At 67.2% G+C, this 20,229-nt stretch carries 19 protein-coding genes; 7 read left to right on the top strand and 12 right to left on the bottom strand.

What is annotated here, in order from left to right:
• Nucleotides 1-158: 158 nt before the first annotated feature.
• Entirely contained in the window at nt 159-1,646 is a 1,488-nt protein-coding gene (gene gatB, locus M0R88_RS10925) for an Asp-tRNA(Asn)/Glu-tRNA(Gln) amidotransferase subunit GatB (RefSeq protein ID WP_248653543.1), read from the bottom strand.
• A gap of 79 nt (nt 1,647-1,725) precedes the next feature.
• Here gatB and M0R88_RS10920 point away from each other — a divergent pair, with 79 nt between their 5' ends.
• Nucleotides 1,726-3,366: a sensor histidine kinase gene (locus M0R88_RS10920; protein ID WP_248653542.1), complete on the top strand. Its 1,641-nt coding sequence runs from the start codon at nt 1,726-1,728 to the stop codon at nt 3,364-3,366.
• A 26-nt stretch (nt 3,367-3,392) separates the two neighbouring features.
• Here M0R88_RS10920 and M0R88_RS10915 read toward each other — a convergent pair whose 3' ends face one another.
• Nucleotides 3,393-5,084, bottom strand: a complete 1,692-nt coding sequence (locus tag M0R88_RS10915; protein WP_248653541.1) for a PGF-pre-PGF domain-containing protein — start codon at nt 5,082-5,084, stop codon at nt 3,393-3,395.
• Nucleotides 5,085-5,236: 152 nt separating this feature from the next.
• Between M0R88_RS10915 and M0R88_RS10910 the strand changes: the two genes are divergently transcribed.
• From M0R88_RS10910 to M0R88_RS10900, 3 genes are read left to right on the top strand one after another with little or no spacing between them, the layout of a single operon-like run.
• Nucleotides 5,237-5,518 carry a DUF7518 family protein gene (locus M0R88_RS10910; protein WP_248653540.1) on the top strand — a complete coding sequence of 94 codons (282 nt, stop codon included), beginning with the start codon at nt 5,237-5,239 and terminating at the stop codon, nt 5,516-5,518.
• A gap of 24 nt (nt 5,519-5,542) precedes the next feature.
• The gene (smc, locus tag M0R88_RS10905) at nt 5,543-9,124 is read left to right on the top strand and encodes a chromosome segregation protein SMC (protein WP_248653539.1); all 3,582 of its coding nucleotides are present in this window, start codon (nt 5,543-5,545) and stop codon (nt 9,122-9,124) included.
• The gene (locus tag M0R88_RS10900) at nt 9,117-10,151 is read left to right on the top strand and encodes a segregation and condensation protein A (protein WP_248653538.1); all 1,035 of its coding nucleotides are present in this window, start codon (nt 9,117-9,119) and stop codon (nt 10,149-10,151) included. Before smc ends, M0R88_RS10900 begins: the two co-directional genes overlap by 8 nt.
• Before the next feature lie 143 nt (nt 10,152-10,294).
• Here M0R88_RS10900 and mtnP read toward each other — a convergent pair whose 3' ends face one another.
• The 3 genes from mtnP to M0R88_RS10885 form a co-directional block, all read right to left on the bottom strand.
• Nucleotides 10,295-11,149: an S-methyl-5'-thioadenosine phosphorylase gene (gene mtnP, locus M0R88_RS10895; protein ID WP_248653537.1), complete on the bottom strand. Its 855-nt coding sequence runs from the start codon at nt 11,147-11,149 to the stop codon at nt 10,295-10,297.
• A gap of 112 nt (nt 11,150-11,261) precedes the next feature.
• Entirely contained in the window at nt 11,262-11,600 is a 339-nt protein-coding gene (locus tag M0R88_RS10890) for a DMT family transporter (RefSeq protein ID WP_248653536.1), read from the bottom strand.
• 95 nt (nt 11,601-11,695) lie between these two features.
• Nucleotides 11,696-12,409 (bottom strand): phosphoribosyltransferase, encoded by a 714-nt coding sequence (locus tag M0R88_RS10885; RefSeq protein ID WP_248653535.1) that lies wholly within the window; start codon nt 12,407-12,409, stop codon nt 11,696-11,698.
• 167 nt (nt 12,410-12,576) lie between these two features.
• On the opposite strand from M0R88_RS10885, the gene M0R88_RS10880 reads away from it, so the two are divergent.
• Complete coding sequence (locus M0R88_RS10880; RefSeq protein WP_248653534.1) at nt 12,577-13,485, top strand: PhzF family phenazine biosynthesis protein; 909 nt, start codon at nt 12,577-12,579, stop codon at nt 13,483-13,485.
• Nucleotides 13,486-13,510: 25 nt separating this feature from the next.
• On the opposite strand, the gene M0R88_RS10875 is transcribed toward M0R88_RS10880, so the two are convergent.
• Both M0R88_RS10875 and M0R88_RS10870 read right to left on the bottom strand, forming a co-directional pair.
• Nucleotides 13,511-15,151 carry a phosphotransferase gene (locus tag M0R88_RS10875; protein ID WP_248653533.1) on the bottom strand — a complete coding sequence of 547 codons (1,641 nt, stop codon included), beginning with the start codon at nt 15,149-15,151 and terminating at the stop codon, nt 13,511-13,513.
• Nucleotides 15,152-15,244: 93 nt separating this feature from the next.
• Nucleotides 15,245-15,676 (bottom strand): hypothetical protein, encoded by a 432-nt coding sequence (locus M0R88_RS10870; protein ID WP_248653532.1) that lies wholly within the window; start codon nt 15,674-15,676, stop codon nt 15,245-15,247.
• Nucleotides 15,677-15,828: 152 nt separating this feature from the next.
• Between M0R88_RS10870 and M0R88_RS10865 the strand changes: the two genes are divergently transcribed.
• On the top strand, nt 15,829-16,077 hold the full coding sequence (locus tag M0R88_RS10865) for a DUF8593 domain-containing protein (protein WP_248653531.1): 249 nt from the start codon (nt 15,829-15,831) through the stop codon (nt 16,075-16,077).
• Nucleotide 16,078: 1 nt separating this feature from the next.
• On the opposite strand, the gene M0R88_RS10860 is transcribed toward M0R88_RS10865, so the two are convergent.
• The 3 genes from M0R88_RS10860 to M0R88_RS10850 all read right to left on the bottom strand — a co-directional run bounded on the left by M0R88_RS10860 (nt 16,079) and on the right by M0R88_RS10850 (nt 18,438).
• Complete coding sequence (locus M0R88_RS10860) at nt 16,079-16,978, bottom strand: thiamine-phosphate synthase family protein (RefSeq protein ID WP_248653530.1); 900 nt, start codon at nt 16,976-16,978, stop codon at nt 16,079-16,081.
• On the bottom strand, nt 16,975-17,586 hold the full coding sequence (dcd, locus tag M0R88_RS10855) for a dCTP deaminase (protein WP_248653529.1): 612 nt from the start codon (nt 17,584-17,586) through the stop codon (nt 16,975-16,977). Before dcd ends, M0R88_RS10860 begins: the two co-directional genes overlap by 4 nt.
• Nucleotides 17,587-17,712: 126 nt before the next feature.
• Nucleotides 17,713-18,438, bottom strand: a complete 726-nt coding sequence (locus tag M0R88_RS10850) for a Yip1 family protein (protein WP_248653528.1) — start codon at nt 18,436-18,438, stop codon at nt 17,713-17,715.
• A gap of 126 nt (nt 18,439-18,564) precedes the next feature.
• On the opposite strand from M0R88_RS10850, the gene pth2 reads away from it, so the two are divergent.
• Nucleotides 18,565-18,903, top strand: coding sequence for a peptidyl-tRNA hydrolase Pth2 (gene pth2 / locus M0R88_RS10845; protein ID WP_248653527.1), 339 nt, complete (start codon nt 18,565-18,567; stop codon nt 18,901-18,903).
• A gap of 114 nt (nt 18,904-19,017) precedes the next feature.
• Here pth2 and M0R88_RS10840 read toward each other — a convergent pair whose 3' ends face one another.
• A complete protein-coding gene (locus M0R88_RS10840; protein ID WP_248653526.1) occupies nt 19,018-19,260 on the bottom strand; it encodes a DUF3194 domain-containing protein in 243 nt (80 codons plus the stop codon).
• Nucleotides 19,261-19,662 carry a prefoldin subunit beta gene (locus M0R88_RS10835; RefSeq protein WP_248653525.1) on the bottom strand — a complete coding sequence of 134 codons (402 nt, stop codon included), beginning with the start codon at nt 19,660-19,662 and terminating at the stop codon, nt 19,261-19,263.
• Nucleotides 19,663-20,229 lie beyond the last annotated feature (567 nt).

The following is a 20,229-nucleotide window of genomic DNA, read 5'->3' as shown; positions in this document are numbered from 1 at the left end:
ACCGAAAGCCGGGACGAACCCCGGTCGTGACCTGAGAATCGCCGCGAGGGCGTCGAGGCGGGAGCGCGGCGCGCCCCTCGCGGAGAGAAGAAAGCAGAATCGCGTCCACGCGCCGCCTGCTCGATACGCCCTCCCCGCCGCTCCCGTCGGTCGGCGACTTACTCGTCCAGTCGCTCGCGGAGCAACTGGTTCACCGAACCGGGGTCGGCGCTCCCGCCGGTCTTCTGCATGACCTGCCCGACGAGGAAGTTGAGCGCGCCGCCCTCTCCGGCGTGGTAGTCCTCGACCGCGTCGGGGTTCTCCTCGATGGCTTCTTCGACTGCGCCTTCGACGGCACCCTCGTCGGCCTTGCCGAGACCCTCGCGGTCGATGACCGTCTCGGGGTCCTCGCCTTCGTCCAGCATCTCGCGGAGGACGACCTCCTCGGCGTTCTTGGTCGTGATCTCGTCGTCGGCCACCAACTCGATGAGACGCATGAACTCGTCGAGGCGACCTTCCACGTCGGTAATCGCCATGTCGCGGTAGTTAAGTTCGCCCAACAGGTTGTCGGCGACCCACGTCGCCGCGAGGTCGGGGTCGTACTCGCCGGCCACGTCCTCGTAGAAGTCCGCGACCTGCTTCGTGGAGGTGAGTTTCGAGGCCGCCTCCTCGCTCAGGCCGTACTCGTCGCGGAACCGCTCGCGGCGGGCGTCCGGCAACTCCGGAATGTCGAGCTTCTGCTTCCAGTCGCTGACCTGAAGCGGCGGCAGGTCGGCCTCCCGGAAGTAGCGGTAGTCCTTCTCTTCTTCCTTCGAGCGCATCGAGACGGTGACGCCGCGGCCCTCGTCCCAGTGGCGGGTCTCCTGCTCTATCTCCCGGCCGCGCTTGACCGAGTTCTTCTGGCGGGTCGCCTCGTAGGACAGCGCCTTCTCCGCGCCCTTGTGGCTGGAGATGTTCTTGACCTCGGTCCGGTTGGCGTCTTCGAGCGCCTCGTCGCTGATTTCTCCGTCCTCGCCCACCTCGTCGGCGGGGACCACGCTGAGGTTGGCGTCGATGCGGAGGCTGCCGTCGCGCTGGCTGTCGAACACGCCGAGGTACTCCAGCACTTCCTCCAGTTTCGCGAGGAACGCCCGGACTTCCTCCGCGCCGCGGAAGTCGGGGTCGGTAACTATCTCCATCAGCGGCACTCCGGCGCGGTTGTAGTTGACCAGCGTGTAGTCGGCGCGGTCGATGCTCCCGCCCTCGTGCTGGAGGCTGCCGGGGTCCTCTTCGAGGTGGGCGCGCTGGATGCCGACCGTCCGGCGCTCGCCGTCCACTTCGACGTCGAGTTCGCCGTCCCGACAGACCGGCGCGTCGTACTGGGTGATCTGGAACCCCTTCGGCAGGTCGGGGTAGAAGTAGTTCTTCCGGTGGAACGTCGTCTCCTCGGGGATGTCGGCGTCGATGGCTTTCCCCACCTTGACCGCCGACTCGACGGCGGCCTCGTTCAGCACCGGGAGCGCGCCCGGCAGGCCGAGACACACCGGGCAGGTGTGGGTGTTCGGATCGGCGTCGGCGACGTCGGTCGAACAGCCACAGAAGATCTTCGTGTCCGTCTCCAGTTGAACGTGGACCTCAAGTCCGATGACGACCGCGAGGTCCTCCTGTTGGACAGCCTGTGCAGTCATTACCCGCCAGTTTGCGGTCGGGCCGCTAAAGACTAACGAACGAAGGTTCATTACCCCCGAGCGAGCAGGTGCACGAAAAATGAAGGTCCGGACGAAGTTCGCGGTGCTGATGCTGGTCGTCACGCTCGTACTGAGCGGGGTGGTCTACGGCCAACTCGAACTGGCCAAGGACCGGTCGGTCGCCCAGATGCGCGAGAACGTCGACCAGACCGCGATTCGGACCGCCGAGCAGATAGACGCTCAAATCCGCCAGCAGAAGGACTACGTCGGATTCCACGCGTCGCGGCCGCGGGCAAGCAACTTCAGTCGCTCCGAAGAGTTCCTCCGTGGGTTCCTGACCAACCCGTACGTGTTCGCCGGCCAGGTGGTCGCTGCCAACGGTACCGTCGTCGCCTTCGAGGGCGACGTGGCTCCCGAGGTGCGCCGCGAGACGGTCGGCAACGACATCGAGAACCGGACGTATTTCCAGCGCCCGGCCCGGACGGGCGAGATACACGTCACCGACCCCGAGCGCGTCGCGGACACCGACCAGCACATCGTGATAATCAGCGCGCCAATCTTCGAGGACGGCGAGATAACCGGCGTCCTCGCGGCCGCGTTCCCGGTCAACGAGTTTACGTTCCTCACGATGGTCAAGCCGCTGGAGACCGACGTGCGGACGGTCTCGGTCGGGATGGGGAACCAGACGCTTCACGAGTCCCGACGGTCGTTCATCGACGGCGTCTCCAGCACCGCGACCGTCTCCTCGACCGGGTGGACCGTGCGGGTCAGTCGGAACCGGGCGACGCTGAACGCCCGCCTGCGCGAGATGGCGATACTCCAGGCGGGGAGTCTCGCCCTCGTCCTGGCGCTCGTCGTCGGCTTGGCGGTCTGGGAGTACAACGCCAACATCCGTCAGGCGGAGAAACTCCTCGACGGCTTCCGCGCGCTCCGCGACGGCGATTACGACCACACGCCCGGTCTCTCCTCGGGCGAGGAGTGGCACCAGATACGCGAGGGCTTTACCGACCTCGCCGACTCGCTGGCCACGCGCGAGACCGAGCTCCGCGAGCGCGAGCAGCGGATTCAGGTGTTCAATCGCGTCCTGCGCCACAACCTCCGCAACGACATGACCGTCGTGGTCAACTACGCCGAGTACGTCGCCGACGAGTCAGAGAACCCCGAGGTCCGGGAGGCGGCCGAGAAGATAGCGGCCCGCGGGTGGGACCTAGTGGACCTGAGCGAGAAGGCCCGCCGCTTCGGCGCGGGCATGGAGCGCGAGGGCACCGAACCGGTCGATACCGACGTCGCCGCCGTCGTCGCCGACGCCGCCGCGGTGGTCCGCGAGGAGTACCCGGACGCCGACGTGTCGGTCGAAGCGCCCGACCGACAGTTCGCGTCGGCCACGCCCGCGTTCGACGCGGCGGTCGAGAACGTCTGTGAGAACGCGGTCGAACACAACGACGCCGACCCCACGGTGTCGATTTCGGTCGAGTCCGTGACCGACGACGGCGAGGAGTGGGTTCGCGTGGCGGTCGCCGACGACGGTCCCGGCATCCCCGACCACGAGCGCGCCGTCCTGACCGACGGCGGGGAGACCGACCTCGAACACGGCAGCGGGTTGGGTCTCTGGCTGGTCCACTGGGTCGTCGAGCGCTCAGGTGGCCGACTCTCGTTCGCCGAGAACGACCCCCGCGGGTCGGTCGTCCGGATGGACCTGCGGCCCGCGAGCGACGACTGACCGAGCGAGAGTGGAGAGAACTCGCTTCACTCCCGCCAGCGCGCGACGGCGAGCGACCCGAGGAGCGCGACGACGGCGACGCCGACGCCGAAACCGGGCACGCCGGCGGTGGTCTCCGCGCTCGACCGGCCGTCGGTCTCGCTCTCGCCGGGGTCCGTGGCGACGTCGGTCGGTTCGTCCCCGGTCGCACCCTCGGTCGCCGAGGACGCGGCGGTCCCGTTCACAGCCACTTCGCCGACCCGGTACTCGTTGACGTGCACCTCGTAGACGCCGGGTTCGGCCACCGTGCGCTCGAAGGTCGTCTGGCGCATCCCGCCCGCCGCGATGGTGAGTTGGCGCTCGGCGACCGGGCGGTCGCCGAGGACCAACTCCGCGGTGAACGTCCCGTCGGCGTCGCCCTCGTTCGTGATTCGGACCCGCACCTTGAGCGCGTCGCCGACCGAGAGGGTCGAGATATCGACCGTCGCGTTGGTTATCTCGAACTTCGGGCGCTGTTTCCCGGCCGCGAACTCCGAGAGACCGGGCGAGCGAACGCGGTAGACGTAGTGGCTCGCGGTGGTCTCGACCAGCGTCGTCGGGAGTTCGTTCCACGAGTCGTCGTGGTAGCGATAGAGCGCGATTTCGTCGCGCTCCGAGGCGTTCACGCGGTCGCGCCGGAGGCGGAAGGTGAAGTTGACGCTACTGATGTTGCGGTCGGAGATGGAGTGGTCCACGCTCAGGAACGCCAGCGGTTCCGTGCCGTTCGACAGTTCCTCGGTGGGCGTCTTCTCCGCGATGGGTCGCTCGCTCGCGGTGACGTTCAGCGTGAAACTCGCGTTCCGCGTCGGCGTCACTTCGAGCGTGGAGAACGAGACGGTCCGGTTCCGGTCGGCGGGCGTCGAGACGTTCACCGCCACCGACTCGTTCGCCGAGGCGTTCTCGACGGTCACGTCGACGGTCGGGACGTCGGCGGAGCGAACGGGTCGCCCGCGTCGGGTCGCGTTCTCGGGGAGCGTCCGATTTCCGGGGGCGTCGGTCGCGTTTCCGGGGAACGCTCCGTTTCCGGGGAAGCCGCTTCCGTTGCCCGGACGGCCGGGCCGGTTCGGCGACTGACCGGGGCGGTCCGCGGGCGGTCCGGAGCGGTTTTCGGACAGACCGGGCGGAGTCGTACCGTCGCCGACTCGGCCCGGCGGGTCGGTCTCTCCGGGGTCGGTCACGTCCGGCGGGCCGCCGAGACCGGGCGGGTGCACGGCCCTAGGCGAGTCGTCGTTACCCGGCGGTCCGTTCTCGTCCGGCGGCCCTCCGTCACCGGATGGGCCGGCGTCCTCGGGCGGCCCACGTGCGGGGGTAGCGGTCCGGTCGTCTCGTCCGCGTCCGGAGTCGTCCGTCGCTGTCGAAGTCGTTTCTTCGGTCGAGGTCGCTGCGGTGGTCGTCCGGGCGGTCGCGTCCCGACCGGAGGTGGATTCGGTGGTCGAGGCGCGCTCGGTGGGCGTTTCCGTCGGCGTCACGACCGGCATCGTGACCTCGGGGGTCGTAGTCCGGTCGGTGGAGGTCGTGTTCCGCTCGTCGGTCCCGTTTAGGGGGTTCGAGACCGACACGCCGGTCGTCGGGACGCCCACCGCCGACGCGCCGACGGCGGGCGCGAGGCTGGCGACGACGAGACCGACGACGGCCAGCGCCGCGAGCGCCCGCTTCGAAACCGTCGGCGAGCGCGGCGTGGAATCTGTACCCCCAGTCATCTGTTCGGAGTAACGGAACTTCTCCGTAGTAAATACTTCTACTCTTCGGAAAGGACTCCGGTGAGACCGCGGTCGCTCACCGGCGGCGAGTGGTAATCTATCCGACACGCGTCTGACGTACGTTTATGGTTCTGCCGTGGGGCAACACGGACATGAGCGACCAAGGCGAGCGCGTCGAGGAACTCGAATCGAAAGTCGAGCGGCTCGAAGCGACGATTCAGGGACTCACCGAGGAACTAGTCGAGGTCCACGACCGCCTCGAAACGCTCGAAGAGAGCGAGGCCGACGAGGAGACGACGCGGACTTCTACGCGGGAGTCCGGCCCGGCCGAGACGGAAACCGAGCAAAACGACGAGGCTAAAAGCCAAGAGTCCCAGAAAGAAGACGAGACGGGGGACGATTCCGGGTTAGGCGACGACATCATCGTCGCCTAGCGGGGTTCCCACGTACGAGCAACCATGCACATCAAAAAGCTCGTCTTGGACAACTTCAAGAGCTTCGGACGGCGAACCGAAATCCCGTTCTACGAGGATTTCACCACGGTCAGCGGTCCGAACGGCTCCGGGAAGAGCAACATCATCGACAGCATCTTGTTCGCGCTCGGGTTGGCCCGAACGCGAGGCATTCGTGCCGAGAAACTCACCGACCTCATCTACAATCCCGGCCACGCGGACGAGAGCGAGGAGCAGAGCGGTCCGCGAGAGGCCATCGTGGAGGTCGTGTTGGACAACGGCGACGGCACCGTGGACCGAGCGCAGGTCGTCAACGCCGCCGGGTCGGAGAACGTCGGCGACGTGGACGAAATCGTCATCAAGCGCCGGGTCAAGGAGACCGAGGACAACTACTACTCGTACTACTACCTCAACGGTCGGTCGGTCAACCTCTCGGACATCCAAGACCTGCTCGCGCAGGCCGGGGTGACCCCCGAGGGGTACAACGTCGTCATGCAGGGCGACGTGACCGAGATTATCAACATGACGCCCTACGAGCGTCGCCAGATAATCGACGAAATCGCGGGCGTCGCGGAGTTCGACGCCAAGAAGGAGGACGCGCTCGAAGAGTTGGAGACCGTCAAAGAGCGCATCAGCGAGGCCGAACTTCGCATCGGAGAGAAACAGGACCGCCTCGACCAGTTGGCCGACGAGCGCGAGACCGCCCTCGAATATCAGGGCCTGCGCGACGAGAAACAGGAGTACGAGGGGCACCTCAAGGCCGCCGAGTTGGAGGAGAAGCGCGAGGACCTCGCGCACACCCGCGAGGACATCGAAGACCGCGAGGAGGAGTTGGCCGACCTGCAAGCCGAACTGGACGAGAAGCAGGGCGCGGTCATCCGCCTCGAAGACGAGTTGGAGGAACTCAACGCCGAAATCGAGCGGAAGGGCGAGGACGAACAGCTCCGCATCAAGAGCGAAATCGAGGAGGTCAAAGGCGAGATTTCGCGCCTCGAAGATGCCATCGAGTCGGCCGAGGAGAAGATTCAGGACGCCGAGAACACTCGACGGCAGGCGTTCGTGGAGATAGACCGCAAGCAGGAGGACGTGGAGGAGTTCGAGTCGGACATCCGCGACATCAAGATAGAGAAGTCCTCCGTGAAGGCCGACGTCCAGCAGAAGGAGACCGAACTGGAGGAAGTCGAGGCCGAAATCGAAGCCATCGACACCGAGTACGACGAGGTGAAGGCCGAACTCGCCGAGGAAAAGGAGCGTCTGGAAGACGAGAAGAGCGAGAAGAACGACCTCCAGCGCGAGAAGGACCGCCTCATCGACGAGTCGAGACGTCGGTCGAACGCCGAGAGCGAGAAGGAGCAGGAACTGGACGAGGCCCGCGAGAGGATTCCAGAACTGGAGGCGAAACTCGACGACCTCGAAGACGAGTTGGCGAAGGCCGAGCGCAACCGCTCCCAGATAGACGACGTGGTCGCGGACCTCAAGCGGGAGAAGCGCGAGTTACAGGACGACCTCGACTCGGTCGAGGACGAGATTCAGGCCAAACAGCAGGAGTACGCCGAACTCGAAGCCAAGGCCGGCCAGAGCGGTGACTCCTCCTACGGTCGAGCGGTCTCGACCATCCTGAACGCCGAGAAACCGGGCGTTCACGGCACGGTCGGCCAGTTGGGCGGCGTCAACCAGAAGTACGCGACCGCCTGCGAAACCGCCGCAGGCGGCCGGATGGCACACGTCGTGGTGGACGACGACGGCGTGGGGCAGTCCTGCATCGAGTACCTCAAGTCCCGGAACGCCGGGCGCGCGACCTTCCTGCCGCTGACCGAGATGCACACGCGGAACCTCCCGAGTGCCCCTTCGGCACCGGGCGTCGTGGACTTCGCGTACAACCTCGTGGACTTCGACTCCCAGTACGCGGGCGTGTTCGCCTACGTGCTGGGCGACACGCTGGTCGTGGAGGACATGGAGACCGCCCGCGACTTCATGGGCGACTACCGACTCGTGACCCTCTCGGGCGAGTTGGTCGAGAAGAGCGGCGCGATGACCGGCGGGTCGAAGTCCGGGTCGCGCTACTCCTTCTCGAAGTCCGGCAAGGGCCAACTGGAGCGGGTCGCCCAGCGCATCAACGAGTTGGAGGACGAACGCAAGTCCGTCCGCGAGGACCTGCGCGACGTGGACGACCGACTGGACGACGCCCGCGACCGCAAGAGCGACGCGACCGACCAAGTGCGCTCTATCGAGTCCGACATCGAGGGGACCGAGGGCGAACTCGAATCGGTGAAAGACCACATCGACGACCTCGAAGACGAACTCGTGGCGATGGAGGCCGAGCGCGAGGCCGTCAACGAGCAGATGGAGGAGATAGAAGAGGAGATAGACGAGCGCGAGGAGACCATCGCCGACATCGAGGACGCCATCGCGGAACTGGAAACCGAGCTCAAGGACTCCCGGATTCCGGAACTCACAGCCGAGGCCGAGGACGTGGAGGCCGAGATAGACGAGTTGGAGGACCGGATGGACGAGTTGGACGGCGAACTCAACGAACTCCAACTCGAAAAGCAGTACGCCGAGGACGCCATCGAGGACCTCCACGACGACATCGAGCAGGCCCAGAACCGCAAGGCCGAGCAGGAGGAGAAAATCGAGGAGTTGGAGGGCAAAATCGACGACCAAGAGGCCCTGCTCGAAGAGAAGCGCGAGGCCGTCGCGGAACTCGAAGACGAACTCGCCGACCTCAAAGACGAGCGCGAGGGCGTGAAGAGCGACCTCCGGGAGGCCCAGCAGGTCCGCGACGACAAGAAGTCGGAGGTCGAGACGGTCGAGAACCGCCTCGAGAGCCTGCGCCGGAGCGCCGACCGACTGGAGGAGGACATCGCCGAACTCGACGAACAGGTCGGCGAGTACGACGCCGACGAGATTCCCGACCTGCGTGAAGTCGAGCAGAACATCGAGCGGTTGGAACGCCAGATGGAGGAGCTCGAACCGGTCAACATGCTGGCCATCGAGGAGTACGACGACGTGAAGTCGGACTTGGACGACCTCGAAGAGCGCAAGTCGGTGCTGGTCGAGGAGCGCGAGGGCATCCGCGAGCGCATCGACTCCTACGAGGACCAGAAGAAGGCGACGTTCATGGACGCCTACGAGGCCATCGACGACCAGTTCGAGGAGATCTTCGAGCGCCTCTCGAACGGGACCGGGACGCTCCACCTCGAAGACGACGAGGATCCCTTCGACGGCGGCCTGACGATGAAGGCCCAACCGGGCGACAAGCCCATCCAGCGCCTCGACGCGATGTCGGGCGGCGAGAAGAGCCTGACCGCTCTCGCGTTCATCTTCGCCATTCAGCGGTACAACCCCGCGCCGTTCTACGCGCTGGACGAGGTGGACGCGTTCCTCGACGCCGCCAACGCCGAGCGCGTCGGCGAGATGGTGGACGAGCTGGCGGGCGACGCCCAGTTCGTCGTCGTCAGCCACCGCTCGGCGATGATGGAGCGCTCGGAGCGCGCCATCGGCGTCACGATGCAGGGCGACAACGTGAGCACCGTGACGGGAATCCAGTTGGGCGAGGGCGACGAGGAGGTGCCCGCGGATGACTAGCGAGGAGCGAGGCTCCTCGGAAGACGACTTCTCGCTCAACATCGCGGGCCACGAAGAAGAGAAGCGCGAGCGCGAGGGCGAGTCCGCCGACCCGTTCGGCGGCGAACCCGACACCGCCGCGGAGTCCGACTCGTCGGGCGACTCCGCGGAATCGCCCGACGAGAGCGCCGGGGGCGACGTCCTCAGCGACGAACTCGACGTGGAGGCCGACGCCGAGGACGACGAGGCCGAACCCGTCGAACTCCTCGTCCAACTGGCCGAGGAGGGCGAAATCGAGCCGTGGGACATCGACATCGTGACGGTCACGGACAAGTTCCTCGACCGACTCGACGGCGCGGACCTCCGGACCTCCGGCCGGGCGCTGTTCTACGCGAGCGTCCTGCTCCGGATGAAGAGCGACGCGATGCTGGCCGACGACGACGACGAGGAGACCGAACCGGAGGACCCGTGGGACGATTGGGGACCGGGGATGGACGCGCCCGCCCCGGACGACGGCGAGTTCCCCGACTTCGACCCGGTCGAGCAGTTGGAAGACGAGATGGAGCGCCGTCTCGACCGCAAGAGCGCCCGCGGGTCGCCCGAGACGCTGGACGAACTCGTCCGCGAGTTGCGCGAGCGCGAGCGCGGGTCGTGGTGGAAGGAGTCCAGAAGCTACGACACGACCGACTCGCCCTCGGGGTTCCAGCGCGGCACCCAGACCCTCGATTACCGGATGGACGACGACATGCGCGTCGAGGAGGAACCCTCGGCCGACGACGTGACCGGCACGGCCCACGCCGAGGACATCGAGGCGGTCATCGACGACGTGCGCGAGGAGTTGCGGAGCCACTACGACAAGGGCCGGACGGAAGTGCTGTACGCCGAAATCGAGACGGTCGGCGGGTCGCGCATCCAGACGTTCCTCGCGCTGCTGTTCCTCTCGCACCGCGGGACCGTGACGCTGGAGCAGGACGACATGTTCGGCGACCTGTGGGTCGAGGACGGCGAGGCGACCGAGGAACCCGAGACGCCCGCGATTGCGGACTGATTCCCGGTTTTCAGGTTTTACGTTCGTCTCCGTGAGAGTCTTCGACCGACCACTCGGTACGCTGGCGTCGCGCGAGGGACGGCGGCCGCGTCCGCGACCGCCGAGGTTGAGGAACTGTTTTCAGAAATCCGAACGGAATCGTCTCAGTTCAGATACTCGCCGACGAACGCATCGACCCGTTCGCGGGTCTCTTCCGGAATCGCCTCGGTCGGGGTGTTGATGGTCCCCTCCAGCGCGTGTCCGCAGTCGCACTCGCGCTCGTCGGGCATGTTCCGGACCGCGTGTTCGACGACCTCCTTGATGGACTCCTCGTTCTCGGCGGCGTTGTCCAGCACCTCCTGCAGGGTGACTTCGCTGTCCTCTTTCCACACGTCGTAGTCGGTGACGCCCGTGACGGTGGCGTAGCACATCTCGGCCTCGCGTGCGAGTTTCGCCTCCGGAATCGTCGTCATGCCGATGACGTCCCAGCCTTGGTCGCGGTAGAACTCGCTCTCGGCGCGCGTCGAGTACTGCGGCCCCTCGATGCAGACGTAGGTGCCGCCCTCCTCGGAATCGGCGTCGGTCGCCGTCTCGCACGACTCGGACAGGTGTTCGACCATGTGCGGGCAGTAGGGGTCCGCGAACGGCATGTGGACCACGATACCGTCGCCGAAGAACGTCGAATCGCGGTGCTTCGTCCGGTCGAAAATCTGGTCGGGCACGAGCAGCGTCTGGGGAGGCAGGTCCTCGCGCAGGCTTCCGACCGCGTTGCTCGACAGCACGCGCTCGACCCCGACCTGCTTCAGCGCGTGGATGTTCGCCTTGTACGGTGCGTTGGTCGGCGTGTGCTGGTGGTCCGGGCCGTGGCGCGGGAGGAACGCGACCTCCTCGCCAGCCAACTCGCCGATGGTGACGGGCGCGCTCGGGTCGCCGAACGGCGTCGAAATCTCTTCCTCTCGGGTGTCTTCCAGCGGTAGGGCCTCGTAGATTCCACTGCCGCCGATGAAGCCGATCGTCATGAAGTAGACTCGCGTCGGCGGGTACTAAACGGCTACCCTTCGGCGTCGCGACCGACGCTCGCCTCTCGTGTCGGAGCCGTTCAACTTTCCGTCCGAGGGCGTCGGCCGGCCGTCAGTGAGCGGGACTGTACGCCTCGGAGAAGACGTTCAGGACGACGACGCCGCCGACGATGAGCGCCATCCCGACGACACCCGCGACGTCAATCGACTCGTCGAACAGGACGACACCGAGGAGCGCCGCGGCGACGATGCCGACCGCCGACCACGTCGCGTACACCAGTCCTATCGGTAGCTCCTGCAGGGTGAGACTCAGGAGGTAGAAGGAACCGACGTATCCGGCGACGACGACGAGCGACGGAACGACGTTCGCGAACCCGTCCGAGAACTTGAGCGCCGCGGTGCCGGTCACTTCGGCAGCGATGGCGCCCCCGAGGTAGAGGTATTCTCGCATGTACTCCCGTCGTTCGCCCAGCGCGTTAAATGCTCAGAAATTCGATAGCATCGGCGTTCGAAACGGAGAGCGGACTCCGAGCGCAGCGAGTCGTCTCAGGCCCCCACGCCGTCCTCGTTCTCGACCAGTCGCCACGTCTCGCCCTCGTCGGCCAGCACGTCCCGGCGGACCATCTCGTTCAGCACCTCGTCCATCCGGTCGGGTTGGGCGATCTCCATCTCGATGCGCTCGACGTCGTGGTACTCGCTGAGCAGGTGGCGAATCTCCTCGGTCGTGAAGGCGTCGCCGTCGGCCTTGTCCATCACGCCGCTGGTGATGTCTATCATGTCCTCGATGAAGTTCCACGGGTAGACTATCCACGCCCACTCGTCGAGTCGCTCCCCGATGTAGTCCGGTTCGAACTCGCTGGTCTGGAGGAGTTGGAGGGTCGCGGTCCGGACCTCCCCGGCGTCGCGGTCGGTGACGTACTCCTCGGCGCGCTCGATGGAACCCCCGGTGTCGGCGATGTCGTCGATGATGAGGACGTCCTTGCCCTCGACGCTCCCCTCGGGCATCGGATAGCGCACCTCGGGTTCGTCGGCCTTCTCGGCGGTCCCGACGTAGTGTTCCATCTTGAGACTCGTCAGGTCGTCCATCCCGAGAAAGTCGCAGATGCACCGCCCCGCGAACCACCCGCCGCGGGCCAGCGCGACCACCACGTCGGGGTCGAACGAGTCGTGTTTGACTTGGTCGCTGACGTCGCGGCAGAGACCGTAGATGTACTCCCAGTTCGTAATCGTGCACTTGAACTCGTCGGGGAGTTCGCTCATACCACCTCGGGACTCGCACTCCTGTCCACTTAACCGTTTACAGGTGGGTTTCGCGCCGCCTCGGCCGTTCGCTCGGCCGTCGGGACCCGTCGCGGAGGCGAGGACGAGGAGCCTCGGCGGCTTCCGCCGACGAACCAACTAAGGGCGGCGCGTTCGTCGGTGTGGGCATGGAGACGCGACGCGTCCTTCAGGTAGACGCCTTCACCGAGGAACCGTTCGGCGGGAACGCGGCCGGAGTGGTCCCCGACGCCGACGGACTCACCGAGAGCCAGATGCAGGCCATCGCCAACGAGATGGCGGTGAGCGAGACCGCCTTCTTCCGGGCGAGCGACGAGGCCGACCGCCGGGTTCGCTACTTCACGCCGACGACCGAGGTGGACCTCTGCGGCCACGCGACCATCGCCTCGCACGCCCATCTGCTGGAAGACGGCGTCGTCTCGCCCGGCACTCACAGCCTCGAAACCAACGTCGGGGTCCTCGAAATCGAAATTGAGTCGGACGGCACCGTCTGGATGACCCAAGACGCGCCCGAGATTCGGCGAGTGGATTTGGCGTACGAGCGCGTCGGCGGCGCGCTCGGCATCGACCACGCCGCGCTGGAGGACGTGGGTGCAGACCTCCCGCTGGCGGTCGCCTCGACCGGCCTGCCCTTCCTCGTCGTGCCGGTCAACTTCCTCGAACACGTCTCGGCGATGGACCCCGACTTCGGCGAAATCGAGGCCATCAGCGAGGAGGTCGGGGCGACCGGCGTCTACGCGTTCAGTTTCGACGCGCTCGACCGCGACTCGACGCTCCACGGTCGGATGTTCGCGCCCGCCGCCGGGGTGCCCGAGGACCCCGTGACCGGCACCGCGAGCGGCGCGACGGGGGCGTACCTCCGCGAGTTCGAGGCCTTCGACGGCGAGGGCGTGCCCGAGGAGATGGTCTTCGAGCAGGGGCACTTCGTGGACCGGCCGGGCCACGTCCGCGTGCGCGTCGGCGAGGCGGTCCGCGTGGGCGGACGGGCGGCCACGGCGCTCGACGGCGAGTTGCGCGTTCCCGAAACGGACGACGGCGACGACATCATCGAAGCCTGAGCCCCGTCGGTTCGGCCCCGAAGACTCATATGACGGGCCTGATAACTCGGCGGACGATGAACGGGCGGGCCCTGCTGTTCGGAGTCGCCGCGCTCCTCGGGACCATCCTCGCCGGCGTCCTCTCGGGCTCGGTCTTCCTGTTCGCGCTCGCCGGCGCGTTCGCCGGCGGAGTCACGGGGTACGTCGCCGGTGGGGTCTGGCGCGGGCTCTGGAACGGCCTGCTCCTCGGCGTCCTCGTCACCGTCGTCGGCGCGGCGCTCGGGTGGGCGGTGCTGGCGTCGGTCGAGACTCGGACGTACCGCGGGACGGGGTGGTCGCTGGTCGTCTGGTGGCTGGTCGCGGCGCTGTTCGGTTGCGAGGCGCTCGTCTGCGGACCCGTCGGCGGTCTGGGTCGTCGCCTCCGCGGGTGAACGGGCGGGCCGCCGCCGGCCCGCGAGTCGCGACCGACTACGGGTCGAGCAGGTCCCGGACTGCGCCGCGATGCATCTCCGCGGCCGCCTCGCGGTCGTCGTCGTTCGACCCGTCGTACCACAGCGAAAACCAGACCAGCGGGAACGTCCGCGTGACCGCCAGATACAACTCCCGGCGACGCTCGGCGTCCGGCCCGAAGTCGAGTTCGTCTCGCTCGCTCCCGTCCAGATACCCCTCGCGGAGCGCCGCGCGGACGCGCCCACCCGCTGAGGTGCTGCTCGGTCACTACGAGGTTGTACTGCGCTTCGAGCGTGCCGGTGTTCCCCCAGTCGAGGACCGCTCCCATCTCGCCCGTCTCGGGGTCTACCAGCAGATTGCCGAGTCGGTAGTCGTCGTCACCCAACACGGGGCCGAACTCGCCGTCGAGCGCGTCGAGACGCGCCTCGACGTATCGGCGGAGGTCGGCTTCGAGGTCGGCGAAGCGGTCGTTGAAACTGCCGCGGTTGGCGGCGACGATTTCCTCGACGCGCGTGCGCCACGAGTCGGTGGCTTCGTCGTCGGTGGTCAGGAGGGTCGCTCCGTCGGTCGGCGAGTCGCGGTCCGCCACCGTCAGGCCGTCCCGGCGGGTCCCGGCGTCGCGGCCGTCCGCCGCGTCCCGCGCGAGGACCACGGTGCCGAACGCCTCGAAGTCGCCGAGCGCGTGCAGGTCGGCCAGATAGCGCCCGGCGTCGCGGGCCAGTCGCTCGATTACGCCGGCCGGGAGGTCGCGGGACTCGCCCTCGAAAACCTCGCCGTCGCGGCGCTCCATCAGGTAGAACGGCGCGGGCAGGTCGGGGTGGTCGTCCACCGCGCCGACGACCTTCGGCACGGGGACCGCGGTCCGGCGCCCCACGACGTCCATCAGATAGGGCTCGGGGCGGAACGCTCGCGGGTCGAGGAACTCACAGGCCTTCAGGACGCACTCGCGGGGACCCGCGGGCGTCTCGGCGGTGACGAAGTACACCACGTCGGTCCCCTCCTCGGCAAGTGCGGCCTCGCGGACCGACCACGACGGGCGAATCTCCCGTACCATCGCGGCGACGGTCTCGGGCGGGAGGTCGCAGTCGGCGTCCGCGACGGCCGCCGCGTAGTCGTCGGCGTCCGGACCGCCGTGGTCGTCCCCGGCGTGGCGGTCACGCTCGTCGTCGTTCGTGCGGTGAGTCGGGGCACGCCGGGAGAAAAGTTTCCCCAGTTTGTGAGTCGTTACCATCGACATCGACAGGTTTCTCCGAACGACGAAATCCGCTCTACGAGTACTCGCTCTCGTTCTACCGGCTGCGTCTCGGAAGAGTCCGAGAACCGTCCGCGACTACTGCTGTTCGCCGAACTGGAACTCGTCGGCGCTCTCCTCGCGTTTCAACTCCGAGACCTGCCGGCGGGTCTCCGACACGTCGTGTTCGACCTCCGAGAGGCGTTCGTCCAGCACCGACAGAATCTCGCTCTTGACTCGCTCGCCGTCGAAGCGTTCGCGCATCTGTTCCTCGACCGCGGCGGTGAACACCCGCACGAACGCCGTGACGCTGCCGACGGCCCAGACCACGACGCCGAGGAACGCCAGCACGAGACCCGGCGCGGCGGTCGAGAGCGCGGTCGTCACCGCCGCGCCGTCGGCTAGTTGACTGTACCCGTCTGCGATACCGAGGACGACGCCCCCGCCGACCAGCGCACCGCCGACCGCGGTGGCGACGCCGGCGAGGACGACGTAGTAGACTGCCCACCGAAGCGAACGACTCGCGTCCATGCGTGTGCAAGGCGGGCGCGGTGATATAAACGCACCCGTTTTCCTGTCGATGAGCGTAGGAGTCGGGTCGGTGGTCTGAGAGCGACGAGGGCACCACCGAGCGACTCGTCGGGGCCGCAGCCGTCTTCCCCGAGCGAGTCGAAATCGGGCGCATGGAGTTCACCGAAGCCGACGAAGGCGCGTCCGTGTTCGACGCCGACCGGCAGAAAATCGGCGTCGTCACCGAAGTCCGCGACGGCGAGGCGTACGTCGAACCGGACCCGAGTCTTGCCGAGGAGATACAGGCGAAACTCGACTGGGGGAGCCACGAGGCCGACGACGAGGCGTTCGCGCTCGATTCGGACTGGGTGGACGAGCGGGAGGACGGCGAGATCCTGCTCCGAACCCGTCCGCTGGAGTGACTCAGACGAGGTCGCGCGCCATCTCCGCGACCGCTTCGGCGTCGTCGCCGAGCAGGTAGACGATGGGTTCGACGCCGTAGCCGCCGGTGTGATAGAGGACCGTGGCGTCCGGCAGTTCGGCGAGCGCCGCGCCGACCACCGCGTCCACGTCGTCGTACTCGGCTTCGAACTCGGCGGTCGCGTGGCCCGACTCTTCGAGCGCGGCCACGATGTCCGGGGAGTACCGGACGTTCAGCGCGGCGCGGGCGTCGCTCCCGTGGCGGCGCGCGGCCAGCAGGATGGAGGCGACGTGTTCGCTCACCCCGAACTCGGGTTCGGAGGGGATGGTCGCCTGTCCCTTCACGTCGAAGATGCGGCCGGGCACGCCCGCCACGTCGTCGATGCCGTCGGCGTCGGGCGTACACTCACAGAGGTTCGACCCGACCGCGGGGATGAGCGAGGCGAACCCGCTCGAACTCTCGACGATGGTCAGGCCCCGCCGGAGCGACGACCGGACGCGCTCGGTCGTCCGGAGGTCGCCCTCGGGGTCGTGGACGTTGAAGTCGCCGCCGTGGCCCGCGAGTTCGGGCATCTCGGTCTCGTGAATCTCGGCGACGAGGTCCCGGTTTTCGAGTCGCCGAATCAGAATCTCTATCTCGACCAGCGCCTCGACCCGGCTCATCGTGCCCTCGGCGAGGCCCTCACCGAGTCGCGCGACCAGATTCCGTACCCGATCGTCGCCGAGGATGCGCTCGTTGCGCTCGACTTCGCCGTTGGCGTACTTCGAGACGGCGCTCTGGCTGATGCCCAGCAGGTCCGCGACCTCGCTCTGGGTCAGCCCCCTATCGCGCAGTTCCTCGGCGAGCATCGAGCGGACCGTCGGCAGGAACTCCTCGACGACGATCTCCTCGGCGAACCTCACGCGGAATCACCCGCGGTTCCGGTCTGGTCGCCGCCGAACTCCTCGTCGCCGCCGATTCTGGAGGCCTGCGGTCCCGACTGGTCCTGATACTTCGACCCGCGGTCGGCCCCGTACGGCCGGTCGGACGGGCTCTTGAGTTCCGTGAAGATGAGCTGGGAGATGCGGGTCTCCGGCCGGAGCGCGACCGGGGCGGTCCCCAGATTCGAGAGTTCGAGGGTTATCTGGCCCTCGTAGCCGGGGTCGACGACGCCCGCCGTCGCGTGGACGACGACCGCGAGGCGGCCGAACGACGACCGGCCTTCGACGTGGGCCAGCAGGTCCGACGGAATCTCGACGCGCTCTTTGGTCGTGCCCAGCACGAAGTCGCCGGGGTGGAGGATGAACTCGTCGCCCTCCTCGACGTGGGTCTCGGTGACGTACTCGGAGACCTCCTGTTCGCTGTCGGGATGGATGCAGGGGATGTTGGTGCGTTGAAACTCCAGAAACTCCCGACCCAACCGGAGGTCCACGCTCGCTGGCTGAATCTGGAGGTCGGGGTCGTCCAGCGGTTCGACCACGAGGTCGCCGGCCGCCATCCGGTCGAGGATGTCGGCGTCCGAGAGTATCATACTCGTAGGAGAGAGTGGAGAGAGGTAAAGCGTGGCGGTCCGATTTCGCCGGGACCGCCGACGAGCGCGACTCGGGAGCGACGCAGGCGGGGTTCGGGAGAGACTCGGACGGGGTTCAGGAGCGACTCAGGCGAGGCTCAACAGGAAGACCGCGACGGCGACGACGCCGCCCGCGAACGCCGCGCCGCCGGTCGAGAGGTCGCGGGCGCGCTTCAGTCCGAACGTCCAGACGTAGCCCTGCCAGACCGCTCCGGCCAGCGAGAGCAGCACGGTGTCGCCCCGCGCGCGCTGGCTCAGCGACCGTATCTGGGACGCCAGCATCTCGGGGTCCGACGCCGCGAGGTCTATGCCCCCGAGTGCGGTGTACAGGAGCGCGAACCCGACCACCGCCTGAAACGCGCTCGGGAGCATGCCCCACGCGGTGACCGCGAGGGTGTCGAGAAACGACCCGTCTCCGCCGACGACCGCCGAGGCGACGTGGAGCGCGACGGCGTAGAGCGGCCACGCGAACAGGACGCCCACGAACACCAGCGGCAGTCGCTGGCTGAACGCGTCCCACAGCAGGTCGCCGACCACGACCGTCTTCTGTTTCGGTTCGTCGCATCCCTCCTGTACCATCTCCTCGGCCTCCGAGTTAGTCTCGCCCTCGCAGACCCAGTCGGGCGGGCGCTCGTCGTTGGGTATCTCGGTCGTGGCGGTGAGTCGCTGGCTCAGCGTCCACCCGAACGCGCCGACGACGACGGTCGTGAGCAGTGCGACGACGAGGACGACCGCCGCGGCGCGACCGATGCTCAGCCCCGGCGCGCGCTCGGCGAAGAACTCGTCCGGACGGAGGAGGGGAGTGGGGACCATGGTGGACGGTCCAGAATCGCAGTATATGGTTTTGTCGGTCGCGTGTCGTGTCGGGGCAGGTCGCCGGAGCATTCGCGTGCAACGGGAGTAGCCACCGATTTAACGCCCCGAACCGTTCGACCGCCTGTGAAACAGACCATCGTCGCCCGCGCCGACCTCGGCATGGGGCAAGGAAAGCTCGCCGCACAGGTCGCCCACGCCTCGCTGTCGGCCTACGAGGAGACCGGCACGAAGGCCCGGAAGCGCTGGAAGGGCGAGGGCCAGAAGAAAGTCGTCGTGAAGGCCAACGGCGAGAGCGAACTCTTCGACCTCGCCGAGAAGGCCCGGGCCGAGGGCGTCCCCCACGCGATAATCCGGGACGCGGGCCACACCCAACTCGACCCCGGCACCGTGACGGCGCTGGCGGTCGGCCCGGCCGACGACGACATCGTGGACAAGGTCACGGGACACCTGTCGCTGTACTGAGTCGCGGCGTGGGTCGCTCGTCCTCGAAGCAATCGTTACCGCTCCCGAAACCCGACGAACCTACCCGCGTCTCGACGGGAGGCGAGTCGAACGGAAGAACGGCGAGAACCGAGGTCAGTCCTCGGCGTCGGCGAAAAGGTCGTCTACCGCAGACCGGGCCGCAAGCGCGGCGTCCTCGGCAATCTCGTCCTCGTCGTCGGCCTCCGGTGCGTTGAGGTACACGTCCACGTCGAGGACGCCCTCCTCGAACTCGACGGTCACGTCGAGGTCCTTGACCGCCGAGTTCTTCAGCCGAGCGAAGATGAGACCTTCGGCGGCTTCGGCGGCCGTCTGCACGACTTCGTCGTCGGTCGGCATCTATGCGCCGCCGGCGCCGCCGCCCATGCCCGGTCCCTGCGGGCCGCCGGGGCCGCCACCGCCGCCGAGCATGTTCTGGAGCTCGGACTGGAGGCTCTCGAACTGCTCCTGAACGCGCTCCTCCTGCTTTTCGAGGGTCTCGACGCGGATTTCGAGGCTGTCTACCTTCTCTTCGAGGTCGTCCTGGGCCTCGTCGTAGCCCGTCTTGACGAACAGCTCGCCGACCTCGCGGTACATCGTGGTATCCTCGTCGATGTCGTCGAGTTCGTCGAGAGCCGTCTCGGCCTCGTTGAGCTGGGTCTCGGCCTGATTCTTCTGCATGGCGACCTGCTGTGCGGTCTCCTGTAGGTCCTGCAGTTCTTCGAGTTTCTCTTGTGCTTCCGGTGGTAGGTTGCCCTGCATACCTACGGGAATGCGGCCCGGACAGAAAAACCCCCGCTTTCGGTTTTCGCCGGAGTCGAAAGCGTCCGTTCCGGCGGTTCGCGGTCGTCTGAGAGGTCGCCGTCGGGGTCGAAGCCAAAGCCATATTCCGACGAATACAGCGATTCGGCACGCGCGAGTAACGGCGTGCGAGCGACGAGGCCATCAACGAAGTGAGGACCGCAGGAGGTTGGGGAGAACGAGGTGCCGTGCGGTTGCCGGAGACTCCTCGTCGTCGGCGACAGCTAGCGTCTCCGTCCTTTCCTCGGGAACGCGCTAGCTACTGCCGACGCCAGTCAAGACCACACAGCGCAGCACCGCCCTGTACCGCTCTTCACCGTCCCCTACCGCCTGCACCACCCCAGCCTCACACCTCCCCAGCCTCGGTCGGTCGCTCCGCTCCCGACTCCACCGGAGGACAACCCGCGTCCTCCGAGCCTGCACTCGCGTCCGCTCGCGCAGACCTCGCGCGGTTGGCGCGGCACAGGGCCGCGCCAGCACGCGCCGACTAATGGAGACTACGAGTGCAGAACCGCAGACGTTTGTCGC

Source organism: Halorussus gelatinilyticus (genome assembly GCF_023238445.1).
Classification (GTDB): Archaea; Halobacteriota; Halobacteria; order Halobacteriales; family Haladaptataceae; genus Halorussus; species Halorussus gelatinilyticus.
This window is presented reverse-complemented; position numbering and strand designations above follow the sequence as displayed.